This is a genomic window from Streptomyces sp. NPDC022552, assembly GCF_055561875.1.
On the sequence record NZ_JBVHGJ010000003.1, the window covers coordinates 112,197 to 127,817 of the forward strand.

Genomic DNA, 15,621 nt, shown 5'->3' on the forward strand with positions numbered 1-15,621 from the left:
GGCCCGACCAGTTCACCCCGAGTGATAGACGCCGGCGGCGCCAAGTCGGCCCCGCGGCACACCGATGGCCGCACCGGTATCGATGGCCGCACCGCTACCGACGGGCGCACCGCTCCCGACGGCCACACCCGTACCGACCACCCCTCCGCCACCGAACGCGCCCCACCGGTCAGTCCAGCGCCACCGAACGCCGCAGCGGGTCACGCAGGTCCGTGCCGTTGGTCAGCCAGCGCTCCTGGAGCGCGTCCGCCCCGTGCACCCGCTTCCACGCGGCCTCGTTGGACGTCATCGGCAGCAGCGGCAGGAACCGCACGGGATCCATCGGGTCGTCGAGGTCCAGATCCTCCACCAGGCCGCCCGGCTCCGCGACGAGCACCGAGCTGAACGGGGCCCCGGGCCAGAGGGGTTCACCCACGTCGAGCGAGGCGCCGGCGGCCACGACGACACCCTCGACCTGCGGGGTGGACGCGAGCACGGCGAGCGGGCGCAGCACCTTGTCGGTGTCGGCGAGCCCCGCGCGTACCGAGAGCACCAGCTCCGCGCGCGGGCCCTTCACCGGATCGGCCAGCGCGGCCGTCGGGTCGGTCATCGGATGCGCGGACATGCCGAGGGTGACGTACCGCACGAGGTCGCCGTCGATGAAGCGGAGCACCTCGATCCGGTCCGTACCGAGAAACGTCACCGCGGCGCGCGCGTCCGGTTCACCGAGCGCCGAACGCAGCCGGGCCTCGACCAGAGCAAGAACTTCTCCCATGCGGCGAGCATAAAGCGCGTGGGAAACGGGCAATGGAAGGGATTGACCCTCTGTCGGCTGATAGTCTTGGCCGCTGGTCGGTACTCCCGACCAACTCGTCATCCCCCAAGGGGGACCGGCTGGAGGAGGTGGGGCTGCGTGGATCGAAGTCGATCGGGCAGTACCAACCGCTCTTCCGCCCCGCACCTGAGCCCGGTGCGTTCCTCCCGGTGATCTGAGGCCTTCCGCACCCGGTCCGCCCACCGTCACCCGGCATCTCGCACGACGGAAGAGCACTTCGCCTTTGCCTGTCTGTAGCGAACGCCGTCACCGCGATCCCGCGGTGCCGCCCGCTTTGTGGACGACGTAGCTCCACGTCCCCATTCCGGGCTGTGCCACGTCTCGCCGACGGCTTCTCCGTGAAGGAGCATGCCAAATGTCGATGATCCGTGACCTGCGCGCCGCGGTCCGCCCCTCCCTGCGCACCTCCCTGCGCAAGCCCACCGCCGGCGGTGCCTCGCCGTACGCGAACTACGACGCGACCCGCGACCCGTCCGCCTCCAGCGCGGTCGTGGACTGCGCGGTCTACCGCGACGGGCGTCGCGTGGACGACCGCGCCTGCCTCACGCCGCGTGGCGCGATGCGCCAGGTGCGGGAGAGCGGCGGCTTCGCCTGGATCGGTCTGCACGAGCCGACCGAGGCCGAATTCGCCGGTATCGCCGCCGAGTTCGGGCTGCACCCGCTCGCCGTCGAGGACGCCGTCCACGCCCACCAGCGGCCGAAGCTGGAGCGGTACGACGACACCATCTTCACCGTCTTCAAGACGATGCACTACGTCGAGCACGCCGAACTCACCGCCACCAGCGAGGTCGTCGAGACCGGCGAGGTGATGTGCTTCACCGGCCCCGACTTCGTCATCACCGTCCGGCACGGCGGGCAGGGCTCGCTGCGCAACCTCCGCCACCGCCTCCAGGGCGAGCCCGAGCTGTTGAGCAAGGGCCCCTCGGCCGTCCTGCACGCCATCGCCGACCATGTCGTCGACGGCTACATCGCGGTCGCCGACGCCGTCGAGCTCGACATCGACCAGATCGAGATCGATGTCTTCTCGCCGCCCGCGAAGGGTTCCACGCGCGGCACGGACACCGGGCGGATCTACCAGCTCAAGCGTGAGGTACTGGAGTTCAAGCGGGCCGTCACCCCGCTGCTGCGCCCGATGGCGCTGCTGAGCGAGCGCCCGATGCGGCTGGTGGACCCGGACATCCAGAAGTACTTCCGTGATGTCGCCGACCACCTCGCGCGCGTGCAGGAGCAGGTCGTCGCCTTCGACGAGCTGCTCAACTCGATCCTCCAGGCCAACCTGGCGCAGGCGACCGTCACGCAGAACGAGGACATGCGCAAGATCACCTCATGGGCGGCGATCATCGCCGTCCCGACGGCGGTCTGCGGCGTGTACGGCATGAACTTCGACCACATGCCGGAGCTGGAGTGGAAGTACGGCTACCCGATGGTGCTCGTCGGCATCACGGTCATCTGTTTCGCCATCCACCGCACACTGAAGCGCAACGGCTGGCTCTAGGCCGCGCGCCGGCCGGCTCTCGATAGGCTGCGGGGCATGACAGACAAGCTGCTCGGGCCCGCCCTCGTCGAGGAGGCCACGAAGAAGTCCGGCCTCATCTGGGTCCGGGGCGAGGCCGCCCCCGCCCGGGCCCTCTGGCACGTCTGGCACGAGGGCGCGGCGCACGTCGTCGGCGACGGTCCGGGCGAGCAACCGCTCCCGGGGCTGGTCGCGGGCTCGACGGCCGAGGTCACGGTCCGCAGCAAGGACAAGGGTGGTCGCATCGTCGCTTGGACGGCGGCGGTGAGCGAACTGGCTCCCGGCACGGAGGAGTGGGACGCGGCGGTCGCCGAGCTGAAGGGCAAGCGCCTGAACGCGACGGACGGCGAGGCGATGCCGGAGCGCTGGGCGCGGGAGTGCCGGGTGCTGCGGCTGTCCCCGCTGGACTCCACGACGGACCTGCCGACCGGCTCGCTCGCGGCGGTCCCGCAGCCCTCGGAGGCGCTCACGCGCCGCCCCGCGCCCGCGGCCCTCCCCCGGCTGCTGCTCAAGCGCCGCAAGCGCTGAGCCCCGGTACCGCAGGGCTCAGGTACGCGGCAGCTGCTTGCCGTAATCCAGCGTCTGGCCCGGCGCCGGGGCCTCCAGCGGGAAGTCCTTGTCCCACTCGGACAGCACCACCACGCCCGCTCCGCCGCCCCGCGCGAACTGGAGCGGGAACGGGGTGCCCTCCAGGGCGACGTCCAGCGTGCCGCCCTCGCCGTCCTCGCCGCCCTTGACCTTGACCGTACGGATGCCGCCGATCTTGTCGCGGTCGCCCTTCACCACCTCGCCGTGCAGGCCGATCAGCCCGTCCAGGAGCAGGTCCATGTCGGTGAAGCCGCGCAGCTGCTTGTACGAGGGGTCGTCCTGCGGCACCTTGACGTACTTGTCGTCGAGCTTGTCGGCGGCGTCGCTGTCGGCCTCCGAAGGCTCCGCGGACCCCTGGCTTCCGCCGTCCCCGTCGCCGCTCCCGCCTTCGCCGCCGCCCTCGCCGTGCGTCCAGAACGCCGCGTCGGCCTTCATGTAGAGCGCGTCGCCGATCCGCAGCAGCTCGAACGTGCTGTTCTTCGTCACGACCGAGCCGGTCGCGCCGTCGTCCTTGAGGCGCATGTTCAGCTTGAACGTGCCGCCCTTGCTGACCAGCGTCCCGGCCAGCCGGACCGCCTTCGCACGGTCGGCCGCCGACTGCGCCTTCTCCTCGATGGCGTCCGGGGAGAGCCTCCCGACCCCGTTCGTCCCCTCGTCCGGGTCCTCCGCGCACGCGCTGAGTCCCGCCGCGAGACCGGCGCACAGCGCCAGCGGCAGGACGACCCTGCGGATGCGCGATGCAGTGGGGAGTGACGTCACCGGCGCTGCCTCTCGTCGTCGATGGTGGGGGGACGGCAGACCGCAGCGTACCCGGGACGCGCGCCGTCGCCGCAGGCAGCCGTACGGGCGCTCTGCCGGGGCGCCACGGATGGGCACGGGCTAGCCTGAACCCGGCATAGCTCAGCATTGACCCGAATCGAGCGGCACCGAGGAGGCGCGTGGCATGGCGGCAGGCGCCCCCCGGATCTTCGTCTCCCATCTCGCCGGAGTCCCGGTCTTCGATCCCAACGGCGACCAGGTCGGCCGGGTCAGCGACCTCGTGGCCATGCTCCGGGTGGGCCGCCGCCCGCCCCGGCTGCTCGGCATGGTCGTCGAGGTGCTCAGCCGCCGCCGGGTCTTCGTCCCGATGACGCGGATCACGGGCGTGGAGTCCGGCCAGGTCATCACCACGGGCGTGGTCAACATGCGGCGCTTCGAGCAGCGCCCCACCGAGCGGCTCGTCCTCGGCGAACTCCTCGACCGCCGGGTGCGGATCGTCGGTACGGACGAGGACGTCACCGTGCTCGACGTGGCCATCCAGCAGCTTCCCGCCCGCCGCGAGTGGGAGATCGACAAGGTCTTCGTACGGCGCGGCAAGCCGGGGGCGCTGCGCCGCAAGGGCGAGACGCTGACCGTGGAGTGGTCCGCGGTCACCGGCTTCTCCCTGGAGGAGGAGGGCCAGGGGGCGGAGAACCTGGTCGCCACGTTCGAGCGGCTGCGCCCCGCCGACCTGGCCAACGTGCTGCACCACCTCTCCCCGAAGCGCCGCGCCGAGGTCGCCGCCGCCCTCGACGACGACCGGCTGGCCGATGTCCTGGAGGAGCTGCCGGACGACGACCAGATCGAGATCCTCGGCAAGCTCAAGGAGGAGCGCGCCGCGGACGTCCTGGAGGCGATGGACCCCGACGACGCGGCCGACCTGCTCTCCGAGCTGCCGGAGGAGGACAAGGAGCGGCTGCTCACGCTGATGCGCCCCGACGACGCGGCGGACGTGCGGCGGCTCCTGGCGTACGAGGAGCGGACCGCGGGCGGTCTGATGACCACGGAGCCGATCGTGCTGCGGCCGGACGCCACGGTCGCGGACGCCCTGGCCCGGGTACGGCAGCAGGACCTCTCGCCGGCGCTCGCGGCGCAGGTGTACGTGTGCCGGCCGCCGGACGAGACGCCGACGGGCAAGTACCTGGGCACGGTGCACTTCCAGCGGCTGCTGCGCGACCCGCCGTTCACCCTGGTCAGCTCGCTGGCGGACAGCGACCTGCCGCCGCTGTCCCCGGACACCCCGCTGCCCGGGGTCGCCAGCTACCTCGCCGCGTACAACATGGTCGCGGCGCCGGTGGTGGACGAGAGCGGGTCGCTGCTCGGCGCGGTCACCGTCGACGACGTTCTCGACCATCTGCTGCCGGAGGACTGGCGCGAGACCGAGTTCCACGGTGAGGAGGCCGTCCATGGGGGCTGAGCGCGCGCCGGAGCGGGAGCGGGAGCGCTCCATGCCGCGGATCCGGCTCGACCTCCCGCGCGAGCGGCGGCCCAGGTTCCTTCCGGAGTACGACCCGGAGGCCTTCGGCCGGGTCTCGGAGCGGATCGCGCGCTTTCTCGGGACGGGGCGGTTCATCGTCTGGATGACGATCACCATCGTCGTCTGGGTGCTGTGGAACATCTTCGCGCCGTCGTCGCTGAAGTTCGACGAGTACCCGTTCATCTTCCTGACGCTCGCCCTGTCGCTCCAGGCCTCGTACGCGGCCCCGCTGATCCTCCTGGCGCAGAACCGGCAGGACGACCGGGACCGGGTCAATCTCGAGCAGGACCGCAAGCAGAACGAGCGGTCCATCGCCGACACCGAGTACCTGACCCGGGAGATCGCGGCGCTGCGGATGGGGCTGGGGGAGGTGGCGACCCGCGACTGGATCCGCTCGGAGCTCCAGGACCTCATCAAGGAGATGGAGGAGCGCCAGGACGGCCACCGGGGCGGCGCTCTTCGGGACCATCGCGGTCTATTCCCCTCCGGCGGCGATCGCGGAAGTGACGTACCCGACCGCTGACAGACTTTCCGGCGCCGGTGGTCCGCGCCGTACCATCTCCGTATGGCTACGGAAGACGCGGTGCGCGAAGCACTGGCGACGGTGAACGACCCCGAGATCAACAAACCGATCACCGAGCTCGGCATGGTGAAGTCGGTGGAGATCGGATCCGACGGCAGGGTCGCCGTCACGGTCTACCTCACCGTCTCCGGCTGCCCGATGCGGGAGACGATCACCCAGCGCGTCACGGACGCGGTCGCGGGGGTGGAGGGCGTCACCGGCGTCGACGTCACGCTGGACGTGATGAGCGACGAGCAGCGCAAGGAGCTGGCCTCGGCCCTGCGGGGTACGACGGCCGAGCGCGAGGTCCCGTTCGCCAAGCCGGGCTCGCTGACCCGTGTGTACGCGGTCGCCTCCGGCAAGGGTGGCGTCGGCAAGTCCTCCGTGACCGTGAACCTGGCCGCGGCGATGGCCGCCGACGGTCTGAAGGTCGGTGTCGTCGACGCCGACATCTACGGGCACTCGGTGCCCCGCATGCTGGGCGCGGACGGCCGTCCGACCCAGGTCGAGAACATGATCATGCCGCCGTCGGCGAACGGCGTGAAGGTCATCTCCATCGGCATGTTCACCCCGGGCAACGCCCCGGTCGTGTGGCGCGGCCCGATGCTCCACCGCGCGCTGCAGCAGTTCCTCGCGGACGTGTACTGGGGCGACCTGGACGTCCTGCTGCTGGACCTGCCCCCGGGCACGGGCGACATCGCGATCTCCGTGGCGCAGCTGGTGCCGAACGCCGAGATCCTCGTCGTCACGACCCCGCAGCAGGCGGCCGCCGAGGTCGCCGAGCGGGCCGGCTCGATCGCCGTCCAGACCCACCAGAAGATCGTCGGCGTCGTCGAGAACATGGCGGGCCTGCCGTGCCCGCACTGCGACGAGATGGTCGACGTCTTCGGCACGGGCGGTGGCCAGAAGGTCGCGGACGGCCTGACGAAGACCACGGGCGCCACGGTGCCGGTCCTGGGCTCGATCCCGATCGACGTCCGCCTGCGCGAGGGCGGCGACGAGGGCAAGCCGGTCGTCCTGTCCGACCCGGACTCCCCCGCGGGCGCGGCGCTCCGCTCGATCGCCGGCAAGCTCGGCGGCCGCGCCCGGGGCCTCTCGGGCATGAGCTTGGGCATCACCCCGCGCAACAAGTTCTAGGACGCGTCGGGGGCGTCCGTTCCCCCGGGACGGACCGATGGGCACGCCGGCCGCATTCGGCCGCGCAACGTGAAGGGGCGCCGCTCACATCGAGCGGCGCCCCCCCGTCGTGCCTGGGACGTGGCTACGCGTACGCGTCCAGGTCCTCCACCCCCGAGAACCCCAGCCCGTACGCACTCATGCCCCGGCCGTACGCCCCGATGTGCACCTCACCCGCGGACCCGGCCAGCACCCACCCGAACTCCGACTCCCGGTAGTGGAACGGCACCGGAACCCCGTCCACCGGCAGCGACAGCGTGGACCACTCCGGGCCCTCCAGGTCGTCCGCCAGCTCGAACGCCGTCTCCGTCTGCTGGTCCAGCCAGTCGTCCCGCAGCGCGTGGTCCAGCTGCGCGGGCCAGGTGTACGCCAGGAGTCCCGAGCCGGCCAGCCAGGCGGCGGAGGCGACCGTGGTCGCGTCCAGTACCCCCGTACCGTCGCCCGTCCTGCGCACCGGGCTCGCCGCGACCGTCACGACGACGGCGAAGCGCTCCTTCTCGGCCCCGCTCGCGTCGGACTTTATGGACGGCTCGTCCCCGTGGCCCATCGAACCGTGCTGAACGGTCCCGTCCGCCGCCGTGCCGACCTGCATCAGCCAGCGCGGTCCGGTGAACGCGTCGTCGAGTCCGTACCAGGTGAAGGGTGCGCGCAGATAGCCTTCGGCCGTACGCCGGGCTGCGGGCACTCCCTCCACCCGACTCGTCGTCTCCATCTCGGCCGCCTCCTCGATCCGTCGTGCCCGCGTCGGCGGACAACAGATGGAGGATAGCCACCGGTTGGCGTCAGGTCGTGTCAGCCCAGGTGGTCAGGTCGCGTCGGAGTCGTACGGCGGGCGCTCGTCGGTGCCCGGCTTGTCCTGCTTCTTCAGCAGGTCCGGCGAGCCTCCCCCGTGACCTTCGGTACGGGAGGTGCCCCCAACGGACGCCGGAACCGCGGGAGCCTCGGCCTCGCGCCCGTTCACCGCGTCCGCGACCTCGTTCATCTCCTTCTTGAGGTCGAAGCTGCTGCGCAGCTCCTTCAGCTCCTTGAGGTCCTCGTTGCCGTCCAGCTGCTTGCGCAGGAACGTCTTGGGATTGAGGTCCTCGAACTCGAAGTCCTTGAACTCCGGCCCCAGCTCCGAGCGGATGTCCTGCTTCGCGCTCTCGGAGAACTCGCGGACCTTCCGGATGAAGCGCGAGACGTCCTGGATGACCTTCGGCAGCTTGTCCGGGCCGAAAACGAGTACGGCGAGGACCACGAGCGTCACGAGCTCGAGTATGCCGATGTCGTTGAACACCTTTGCTGCTCCTTACACGGGGTCCGGGGCCCGCTCCACGGTACCCGCCGAAACAGCCGGGCGGGTACCTTGCGGTGTCCCCCACATGGCGTTCAGTCGCCCTGCGAGGAACCGAGCGTCAACGTCTTGGTCTGTTCTTTGCCACCGCGCAGCAGCGTCAGCTCCAGCCGGTCGCCGGGGCGGTGGGCGCGGATCTTCACGATCAATTCCTCGCCGCTGTGCACCCGCTGGCCGTCGACCTTGGTGATGACGTCACCGGGGCGGACGCCGGCCTTGGCCGCCGGGCCGCCGGGGGTGACCGAGGCGGAGCCGTCCTTGCCCTTCTCGCCGACCCGCGCGCCGTCGCCGTTGAACTGCATGTCGAGGCTCACACCGATGACGGGATGGGTGGCCTTGCCGGTGTTGATGAGCTCCTCGGCGACGCGCTTGCCCTGGTTGATCGGGATGGCGAAGCCGAGGCCGATCGAGCCGGACTGCGCGCCCTCGCCGCCCGAACCGTCGCCGGCCGCGCGGATCGCACTGTTGATGCCGATGACGCGCGCCTTGGAGTCGACCAACGGACCGCCCGAATTGCCCGGGTTTATCGGGGCGTCGGTCTGGAGCGCGTCGACATAGCTGATGTCGCTGCCGTCGCCCTTCTCCCCGCCGGCCGTGATGGGGCGCTCCTTGGCGCTGATGATGCCGGAGGTGACGGTGTTCTGGAGGTCGAAGGGGGCGCCGATGGCGACGACGGGGTCGCCGACGCGGACGTTGTCCGAGTTGCCGAGCGGCAGCGGCTTGAGGCCCGAGACCCCGGTGACCTTGACGACGGCGAGGTCGTAGCCGCTGTCCTTGCCGACCAGCTTGGCGTCCGCGGTCTCGCCGCTGCTGAAGGTGACGGTGATCTCGCCGGAGGCGGCGGCCGCGTCGACCACGTGGTTGTTGGTGAGGATGTGGCCCTGAGTGTCCAGGACGAAGCCCGTGCCGGTGCCGGAGGAGCCCGCGCCGCTGACGTGGAGGGTGACCACGCTCGGCAGGGCACTGGCGGCGATCCCCGCGACGCTGTCGGGGGCCCGGCCGGAGTTCTCGGCGTCCGCCTGGGGCAGCTCGACGGTCGTGATGCCGCCGTTCCGCTCGACGTACGCGCCGACCGCGCCACCGAGGACGCCGGTGAGCAGCGCGAAGGTCAGCGCGCCCACGAGGGCGAGCCCGCGGCGGGAGCGGCGGCGCTTGGCGGGGGGCTCGGCCGCGAGAGTCAGCGGGGCGCCGGAGGCACCGGGGGCTCCCCACGGGTCGTACTGCACCCACTGCGCGTGCTGCGGCGCCGGGGGTTGCGGGGAGACCGGGTGCGGCGCGACGGGCTGCGGGGCGGTCGGCTGCTGGGGTACGGGAACTCCGTGGGCCGGAGGGGCCACGGGCCGCTGCACGGGCGGGGCGGGGGCCCAGGGCCCTGGCCCGCCGTACGGCGGGGTGCGGTACTCGTCGGGCGCGTGCAACGGCTGCGGCTGCGCCTCCGGCCCACCCGGTCCCTGAGCCTCGACCCGCCCCTGCGGCTCGCCCTGCGCCTGCTGCGGTACGGACACGGCCTCGTGCGCCACGCCCTCCGGGGCCGGGGCACCAGGGGACTGCGCCGTCACGGCCTCCCCGGACGCCGGCGTCGCGCCCTCCGCGGTCACGGCGTCCCCGGCCTGCGGCGTTGCAGTGTCCGGGGCGGCCTGCGCCTGGTGCGGTACGGGTACGGCGGCGGGCGCGGCCTCGTGTGTCACGGCCTCCGGGGCCGGGGCGTCCGGAGTCTGCGGCGACGTGGCGTCCGGGGTCGCGGGAGCGGCGAGGGTGAAGTCACCCTCGTCCGCGACCGGCGCTTCCGGTTCCGGTTCCGGTATGGCCGCCGGCGGCGTACTCGTCGGCCGGCTCCACCACTTCGGCTTCTGGCCGGTCGGCTTCCCGTCGTTCATGCTCTCCCCGCAACAGCTGGCCTGTCCGCGCCCGCCTCGCGGCGGACACCCGTGACCTGGATTCAACCAGGTCCCGGGTCAGCGGTGGGAGGTGAGCGGTGTCGTCGTCGGGCTCGGGGCCGCGAGCGGGGTCGGAGCCGGGGTGACCCCCGGTCCGCCCAGCGCGTCGAACCCGGACGTGAACGACAGCCGCAGGGCCGGTCCCGTGGGCCGTACGAACGGGGAGAGCTCGAGCACCGACGGTGCGGACACGCCCTGGAGCCGGACGCCCTCGGTGGGCGTCGCGCCACCCGGCAACAGGGGTCCCGCGGAAACCGGTCCCGTGGTCGAACCGACGCCGATCCGCCTGGTCGAGGAGTCGGCTGCCGCCCTCTCCTCCGTACGCCCGCCACGACCGGTCGCCGTGCCCAGGGCCGAACCCGTACCGGATCCCGTGCCCGAGCCCGTACCGGAGACCGAGCCCGCGGCCGTGGGGCCGCCCGAGGCGGGGGCCCGCAGCGGGGTGACGTTGGTGCCCGTGCCTTCGCCGCGCGCGCCGATGTTCGGCGTGGACTCCAGCGGAAGGGCTCCGCCGAGCGCTATCGCGGCGAACGAGACCGCGCTGGCGGCGGCGATGCCGAAGCGCCGGCCCCGCCAGGACGAGCGGTCGTGGTCGGGCCGTCCGACGGCGTGGATACGGAAACCGGAGTGCGGGGAGACCGCCCCGGCCGTCGCGAAGCCGTCCGACTTCACTCCGCCGAGGTCGCCGAGGCCGCCGATGCCGGGGCCACCGGAGCCACCGGAGCCGCCCAGGCCGAAGATGTCGTCGAAGGGTCCCCCCCGACGTTCGTCACCCCCCGGAGGGCCCCCGGGCAACCCCTGAAGGCGTGCGAGGAGCCCCTCCGAGGGCGGAGGGGGTGCGGTGGAGGCGAAGACGCTCTTCAGCCGGCGCTGGGCGTCGGCCTCCGCCTTGCATTTGGCACAGGTCGCGAGGTGCGCGAGGACCCGCTCGCGGGCGTCGTGGCCGAGCTCCCCGTCGACCAACGCCGCGAGCCTGTCCCCGAGGTGCTGCTCCGCGGGGGTCGGGCCGGCAGGACTCATGCTCACGCCGTTCCGCCCTCCCAGCCGACGACGGCCAGCGCGCGCTCCGCCCGGGCTTCGGGGGAACGGTGCTTGAGCGCCTTGCGCAGGTGCGAGCGGCCACGGTGGATACGACTGCGGACCGTGCCGAGCTTCACACCGAGCGTGGCGGCGATCTCCTCGTACGAGAGGCCCTCGATGTCACAGAGCACGACCGCGGCCCGGAACTCGGGCGCGAGGGTGTCGAGGGCCTGCTGGACGTCGGCGTCGAAGTGCGTGTCGTTGAACGCCTGCTGCGGCGAGGGCTCGCGGCTGGGCAGCCGCTCGGCCGCGTCGTCGCCGAGGGCGTCGAAACGGATCCGCTGCTTGCGGCGGACCATGTCGAGGAAGAGGTTCGTGGTGATGCGGTGCAGCCAGCCCTCGAAGGTGCCCGGCGTGTACGTCGACAGCGAGCGGAAGACGCGGACGAAGACCTCCTGCGTGAGGTCCTCGGCGTCGTGCTGGTTGCCGGTCAGCCGGTAGGCGAGGCGGTACACGCGGCCACTGTGCGTGCTGACGATCTCCTCCCATGTGGGCGGAGTCCACGCCTGCGATTCCGCATCCGATGCGAAGGTCGCGGTGGTGGGAGCGGAGTCGGCAGTGTGGATTCGGTCAGCGGTGTCGGTCACGGATTTCGGCTCACCCGCCGACCTGAGAAGACGCCGAAGCACTCCTCCCCGATCCACAGGCGCAGCCGCACCTCCCCTGTCGGCTCTGGTGGTGTCCAGTGGAGCCCCTACCATAGCCACCTCGCCCGTTAGCTCCGGATAAGAATCTTTACGCGAATTTGGGGACCGGGCAGCCCGCCGCCCTCATCGACGTCCTGCCCTGGTGAACGCGCGGTCCCATCTGCGGGTTCCCGTGTGCAGCGGATACAGTCACCGTTGCGCCAACTACGGGGACAGGAGAGGGCCATTACCGCCAACCGGCAGACGAGCTGGGCGTTCGCCGACGCCTTTGTCGCCGAGGACGAAGCGCTGCGCTGGGCCCGTGACCGGGCCCGGGAGACAGGGCTGCCCTCGGTGTCACCGGGCACCGGCGCCGCCCTGCGCCTGCTGGCCGCGACGGCCGACGCGAAAGCGGTGGCCGAAATCGGTACCGGCACGGGCGTCTCCGGAATCTATCTGCTGCACGGCATGCGACCGGACGGGGTCCTGACGACCGTGGACCTGGACCCCGAGCGTCAGCAGTTCGCGAAGACGGCCTTCCGGGCGGCGGGTTTCGCCGGGAACAAGGCACGTTTCATCCCCGGCCGCGCCCTGGACGTCCTGCCCCGGCTGGCAGACGGCGGGTACGACCTCGTCTTCTGCGACGGCGACCGGCTGGAGGCCCTGGACTACCTCGCTGAATCGTTGCGCCTGCTGAGACCCGGCGGTCTGGTCTGCTTCGAGGGCGTCTTCGCGGACGGCCGTACGATCGACTCGGCGGCGCAGTCGGCCGAGGTGCTGCGGATACGGGAGCTGCTGCGGGCGGTCCGGGAGAGCCAGGAGCTGCTGCCGTCGCTGCTGCCCGTGGGAGACGGCCTGCTGTGCGCGGTGCGGCGCGGCTGACGGCCTCCGTCAGGCCCCCGGCGCGGAGACACTCCGTACCGCGAACCACCCCCGACACACCCCTGCCCCGGCGCGGTGGGTACCGTGCCGGGGCAGGAGTGGACAATCCTGGCTTGTCGCGTCAGCCGACTACCTGCTTCAGGGCGTCGCCGAGGGCTTCGGCCTCGTCCGGCGTCAGCTCGACGACAAGCCGACCGCCGCCTTCGAGCGGAACGCGCATGACAATGCCCCGCCCCTCCTTGGTCACCTCGAGCGGGCCGTCGCCCGTCCGCGGCTTCATGGCCGCCATGCTTGTTCCCCTTCCTGAAACCAGCTCTTCGTCAGCCGACGGCCCCTGATCGGGAGCACACGTCACCGGCATCGAACACATTGCTTCCAGGTCATTATCCCGCATCACAGGACCCGATGACCAACATCAGGTTGCATCGCTTGCGCAACGCGCTTCCGCAAAACCGCCCTTTTCGGCGATCAGCCTGCGATACTTCGCCGCTGCCGTGCCGCTCCTTCGCCGTCGGCCTTTGACGCAGCTCACATGTGCGAGGCGGGTGATCTCCGCCATGCTGGGCACGTCAGGGACGCAAAGACGCGAAGGGAAGCCCCGATGGCCGACACCGTGCTGTACGAAGTGACCGACGGACTCGCCACGATCACGCTCAACCGGCCGGAGGCCATGAACGCGATGAACGTGGAGGCGAAGGTCGCCCTGCGGGACGCGGCGGAGGCGGCCGCCGCGGACACCGCCGTACGGGCGGTGCTGCTCACGGCGGCGGGCGACCGGGCGTTCTGCGTGGGTCAGGACCTGAAGGAGCACGTGGGCCTGCTGATGACGGACAAGGAGACCGGCTCGCAGGCGACGATGAACACCGTCCGGGACCACTACAACCCGATCGTCAGGGCGCTGACCGGCATGAAGAAGCCGGTCGTGGCGGGCGTGAACGGGGTCGCGGCAGGCGCCGGCTTCGGCTTCGCGCTGGCGGCGGACTACCGGGTGGTCGCGGAGTCCGCCGCGTTCAACACGTCCTTCGCGGGGGTGGCGCTCACCGCCGACTCCGGCATGTCCTGGACACTGCCCCGGCTGATCGGTGCGAGCCGCGCCTCCGACCTGCTGCTCTTCCCGCGCTCGATCAGTGCCCAGGAGGCGTACGAGCTGGGCATCGCGAACAAGCTGGTCCCGGCGGCCGACCTCGCCGAGGAGGCCCTGAAGATCGCCCGCACCCTCGCCGAGGGCCCGACGGTGGCCTACGCGGCGCTGAAGGCCTCCCTGGCGTACGGGGCGGACCACTCGCTGTCCGAGGCCCTGGAGAAGGAGGACGAGCTCCAGACGGCGGCGGGCGCGTCCGAGGACCACACGATCGCGGTCCGGGCGTTCCTGGCGAAGGAGAAGCCGAAGTACGTCGGGCGCTGAGCGCCTGACGCGAAGGGCGGCCCAGGGCCGCCGGAGCCCCACGGGGAACCCCGTCGATCGAGTGGTGCGCGCGTCTATATGATCCGCACACCGCTCGATCTGTTCGAGTGCGTTCTCATCTCTCTTCACACGCACATCACCTGGGGGGTTCCGTGCGTTCTTCATCCGCGTCGCGATCCGTTCGCGGCGCACTCACCGGCGCCCTGGCACTCGGCCTGGCGTCGGCCGCTCTCTCGTCCCCGGCACGGGCGGCGGACGGCTGGGACCGCTGTCCCTCCGGCAAGGTCTGCGCCTTCAGCAAGCCGCTGTACCAGGGCGACATGCTCGTCATCAGCAAGCCGATGTACTCCCTCGGCGCCTGGGACAACCGCATCCGCTCCTTCGTGAACCTCAGCGCGGACGCGGTCTGCTTCTATCCGCAGCCCGGCTTCGCTCCCGAAGGGTCCGTGCACTTCTACACCTCGGAGTCCTTCGACGAGAGCGCGTACCCCGAGCTCGACCGCGCCGCCAGCTCGATCGACGTCGGGCCGGAGGCGGACGACTTCTGCGGGTCCGAGAGCCGGATCCCGACCTGGTACGGCAGCGACTCCGTTCCGAAGCTCCGCCCGGCCTCGTCGTCGACGCTCGGCGCGTTCGGCGACATCGACGACGACCGCTACGCGGACCTGCTCACCCGTGACGCGGTCGGCGGGCTGTGGACCTCTCACACCTGGGAGAGCGCGGGCACCACGCAGCGCATCGGCGGCGGCTGGCAGACCATGACCAAGCTGACCCGTCACGGCGACCACGACGGCGACGGCAACGAGGACGTCCTCGCCCGTGACTCCGCCGGTGTCCTGTGGTTCTACCCGGGCAACGGCAAGGGCCTGTTCAAGCCCCGCGTCAAGATCGGCGGCGGCTGGAACAGCATGCGGGACATCGCCGCCGCGGGCGATCTCACCGGGGACGGCAGGGCCGACCTGCTCGCGTCCGACAGCGCCGGCGACCTCTGGACGTATCCCGGCAACGGCCGCGGCTCCTTCGGGGCGCGCAAGAAGGTCGGCGGCGGCTGGAAGGTCATGAACGAGCTCGTCGGCGTCGGCGACATGAACTCCGACAAGCGGGCCGACCTCGTCGCCCGTGACACGGCGGGCCGACTCTGGCTCTACCCGGGGACCGGCCGCGGCACGCTCGGCACCCGCAAGCTCATCGGCTCCGGCGGCTGGAACTCCCTGAAGGAGCTGGCCGGTCTGGGCGACCTGACGGGCGACGGACGGCCGGACCTGGTCGCGCACGCCCCGGGCAGCGATCCATGGGACCGGACGACCCCCATGTACCTGCGGGTCTACCCGGGCAGGGCGGACGGCGGCCTCCAGGCCCCGAGGACATTCGCCCAGCTCCGCTCCTCCCACGTCGTCTTCTGATGCCGGCCCTCACTCCCGCATCGAAAG

General features: G+C 71.6%; 16 protein-coding genes. 8 read left to right on the forward strand and 8 right to left on the reverse strand.

The window, feature by feature from the left end; translation table 11 throughout:
* Positions 1-169: 169 nt before the first annotated feature.
* The gene (locus ACZ3OF_RS10255) at positions 170-754 is read right to left on the reverse strand and encodes a suppressor of fused domain protein (protein ID WP_361668532.1); all 585 of its coding nucleotides are present in this window, start codon (positions 752-754) and stop codon (positions 170-172) included.
* Positions 755-1,169: 415 nt separating this feature from the next.
* Here ACZ3OF_RS10255 and ACZ3OF_RS10260 point away from each other — a divergent pair, with 415 nt between their 5' ends.
* On the forward strand, positions 1,170-2,309 hold the full coding sequence (locus ACZ3OF_RS10260; protein ID WP_361668530.1) for a magnesium and cobalt transport protein CorA: 1,140 nt from the start codon (positions 1,170-1,172) through the stop codon (positions 2,307-2,309).
* A gap of 36 nt (positions 2,310-2,345) precedes the next feature.
* Positions 2,346-2,855, forward strand: a complete 510-nt coding sequence (locus tag ACZ3OF_RS10265) for a hypothetical protein (RefSeq protein ID WP_361668528.1) — start codon at positions 2,346-2,348, stop codon at positions 2,853-2,855.
* Positions 2,856-2,873: 18 nt separating this feature from the next.
* Here the strand turns inward: ACZ3OF_RS10265 and ACZ3OF_RS10270 are convergent, their stop codons facing one another.
* Positions 2,874-3,674, reverse strand: coding sequence for a hypothetical protein (locus ACZ3OF_RS10270; protein WP_361668526.1), 801 nt, complete (start codon positions 3,672-3,674; stop codon positions 2,874-2,876).
* A gap of 184 nt (positions 3,675-3,858) precedes the next feature.
* Here ACZ3OF_RS10270 and ACZ3OF_RS10275 point away from each other — a divergent pair, with 184 nt between their 5' ends.
* The 3 genes from ACZ3OF_RS10275 to ACZ3OF_RS10285 are packed head-to-tail and all read left to right on the forward strand — an operon-like array spanning position 3,859 to position 6,889.
* The gene (locus ACZ3OF_RS10275) at positions 3,859-5,130 is read left to right on the forward strand and encodes a magnesium transporter MgtE N-terminal domain-containing protein (protein WP_361668524.1); all 1,272 of its coding nucleotides are present in this window, start codon (positions 3,859-3,861) and stop codon (positions 5,128-5,130) included.
* Positions 5,120-5,713 carry a DUF1003 domain-containing protein gene (locus ACZ3OF_RS10280; RefSeq protein WP_361668522.1) on the forward strand — a complete coding sequence of 198 codons (594 nt, stop codon included), beginning with the start codon at positions 5,120-5,122 and terminating at the stop codon, positions 5,711-5,713. The genes ACZ3OF_RS10275 and ACZ3OF_RS10280 overlap by 11 nt, the downstream gene beginning before the upstream one ends.
* 42 nt (positions 5,714-5,755) lie before the next feature.
* Positions 5,756-6,889: an Mrp/NBP35 family ATP-binding protein gene (locus ACZ3OF_RS10285; RefSeq protein WP_361609567.1), complete on the forward strand. Its 1,134-nt coding sequence runs from the start codon at positions 5,756-5,758 to the stop codon at positions 6,887-6,889.
* Between the two features lie 124 nt (positions 6,890-7,013).
* Here the strand turns inward: ACZ3OF_RS10285 and ACZ3OF_RS10290 are convergent, their stop codons facing one another.
* The 5 genes from ACZ3OF_RS10290 to sigE all read right to left on the reverse strand — a co-directional run bounded on the left by ACZ3OF_RS10290 (position 7,014) and on the right by sigE (position 11,979).
* Positions 7,014-7,640 carry a hypothetical protein gene (locus ACZ3OF_RS10290; protein ID WP_361668520.1) on the reverse strand — a complete coding sequence of 209 codons (627 nt, stop codon included), beginning with the start codon at positions 7,638-7,640 and terminating at the stop codon, positions 7,014-7,016.
* A 93-nt stretch (positions 7,641-7,733) separates the two neighbouring features.
* Positions 7,734-8,204 carry a sec-independent translocase gene (locus ACZ3OF_RS10295; RefSeq protein ID WP_361668518.1) on the reverse strand — a complete coding sequence of 157 codons (471 nt, stop codon included), beginning with the start codon at positions 8,202-8,204 and terminating at the stop codon, positions 7,734-7,736.
* A gap of 92 nt (positions 8,205-8,296) precedes the next feature.
* Positions 8,297-10,138 (reverse strand): S1C family serine protease, encoded by a 1,842-nt coding sequence (locus ACZ3OF_RS10300; RefSeq protein WP_361668516.1) that lies wholly within the window; start codon positions 10,136-10,138, stop codon positions 8,297-8,299.
* A 78-nt stretch (positions 10,139-10,216) separates the two neighbouring features.
* Complete coding sequence (locus tag ACZ3OF_RS10305; protein WP_467304440.1) at positions 10,217-11,218, reverse strand: anti-sigma factor family protein; 1,002 nt, start codon at positions 11,216-11,218, stop codon at positions 10,217-10,219.
* Positions 11,219-11,220: 2 nt separating this feature from the next.
* Positions 11,221-11,979 (reverse strand): RNA polymerase sigma factor SigE, encoded by a 759-nt coding sequence (sigE, locus tag ACZ3OF_RS10310; protein WP_361668513.1) that lies wholly within the window; start codon positions 11,977-11,979, stop codon positions 11,221-11,223.
* Positions 11,980-12,120: 141 nt separating this feature from the next.
* Between sigE and ACZ3OF_RS10315 the strand changes: the two genes are divergently transcribed.
* On the forward strand, positions 12,121-12,786 hold the full coding sequence (locus tag ACZ3OF_RS10315) for an O-methyltransferase (protein WP_467303979.1): 666 nt from the start codon (positions 12,121-12,123) through the stop codon (positions 12,784-12,786).
* A gap of 121 nt (positions 12,787-12,907) precedes the next feature.
* On the opposite strand, the gene ACZ3OF_RS10320 is transcribed toward ACZ3OF_RS10315, so the two are convergent.
* Positions 12,908-13,075, reverse strand: coding sequence for a DUF3117 domain-containing protein (locus tag ACZ3OF_RS10320; RefSeq protein WP_006346801.1), 168 nt, complete (start codon positions 13,073-13,075; stop codon positions 12,908-12,910).
* A 312-nt stretch (positions 13,076-13,387) separates the two neighbouring features.
* On the opposite strand from ACZ3OF_RS10320, the gene chcB reads away from it, so the two are divergent.
* Both chcB and ACZ3OF_RS10330 read left to right on the forward strand, forming a co-directional pair.
* Entirely contained in the window at positions 13,388-14,191 is an 804-nt protein-coding gene (gene chcB, locus ACZ3OF_RS10325) for a 2-cyclohexenylcarbonyl CoA isomerase (protein ID WP_361668508.1), read from the forward strand.
* Between the two features lie 152 nt (positions 14,192-14,343).
* Positions 14,344-15,594 carry an FG-GAP-like repeat-containing protein gene (locus tag ACZ3OF_RS10330; protein ID WP_361668506.1) on the forward strand — a complete coding sequence of 417 codons (1,251 nt, stop codon included), beginning with the start codon at positions 14,344-14,346 and terminating at the stop codon, positions 15,592-15,594.
* Positions 15,595-15,621 lie beyond the last annotated feature (27 nt).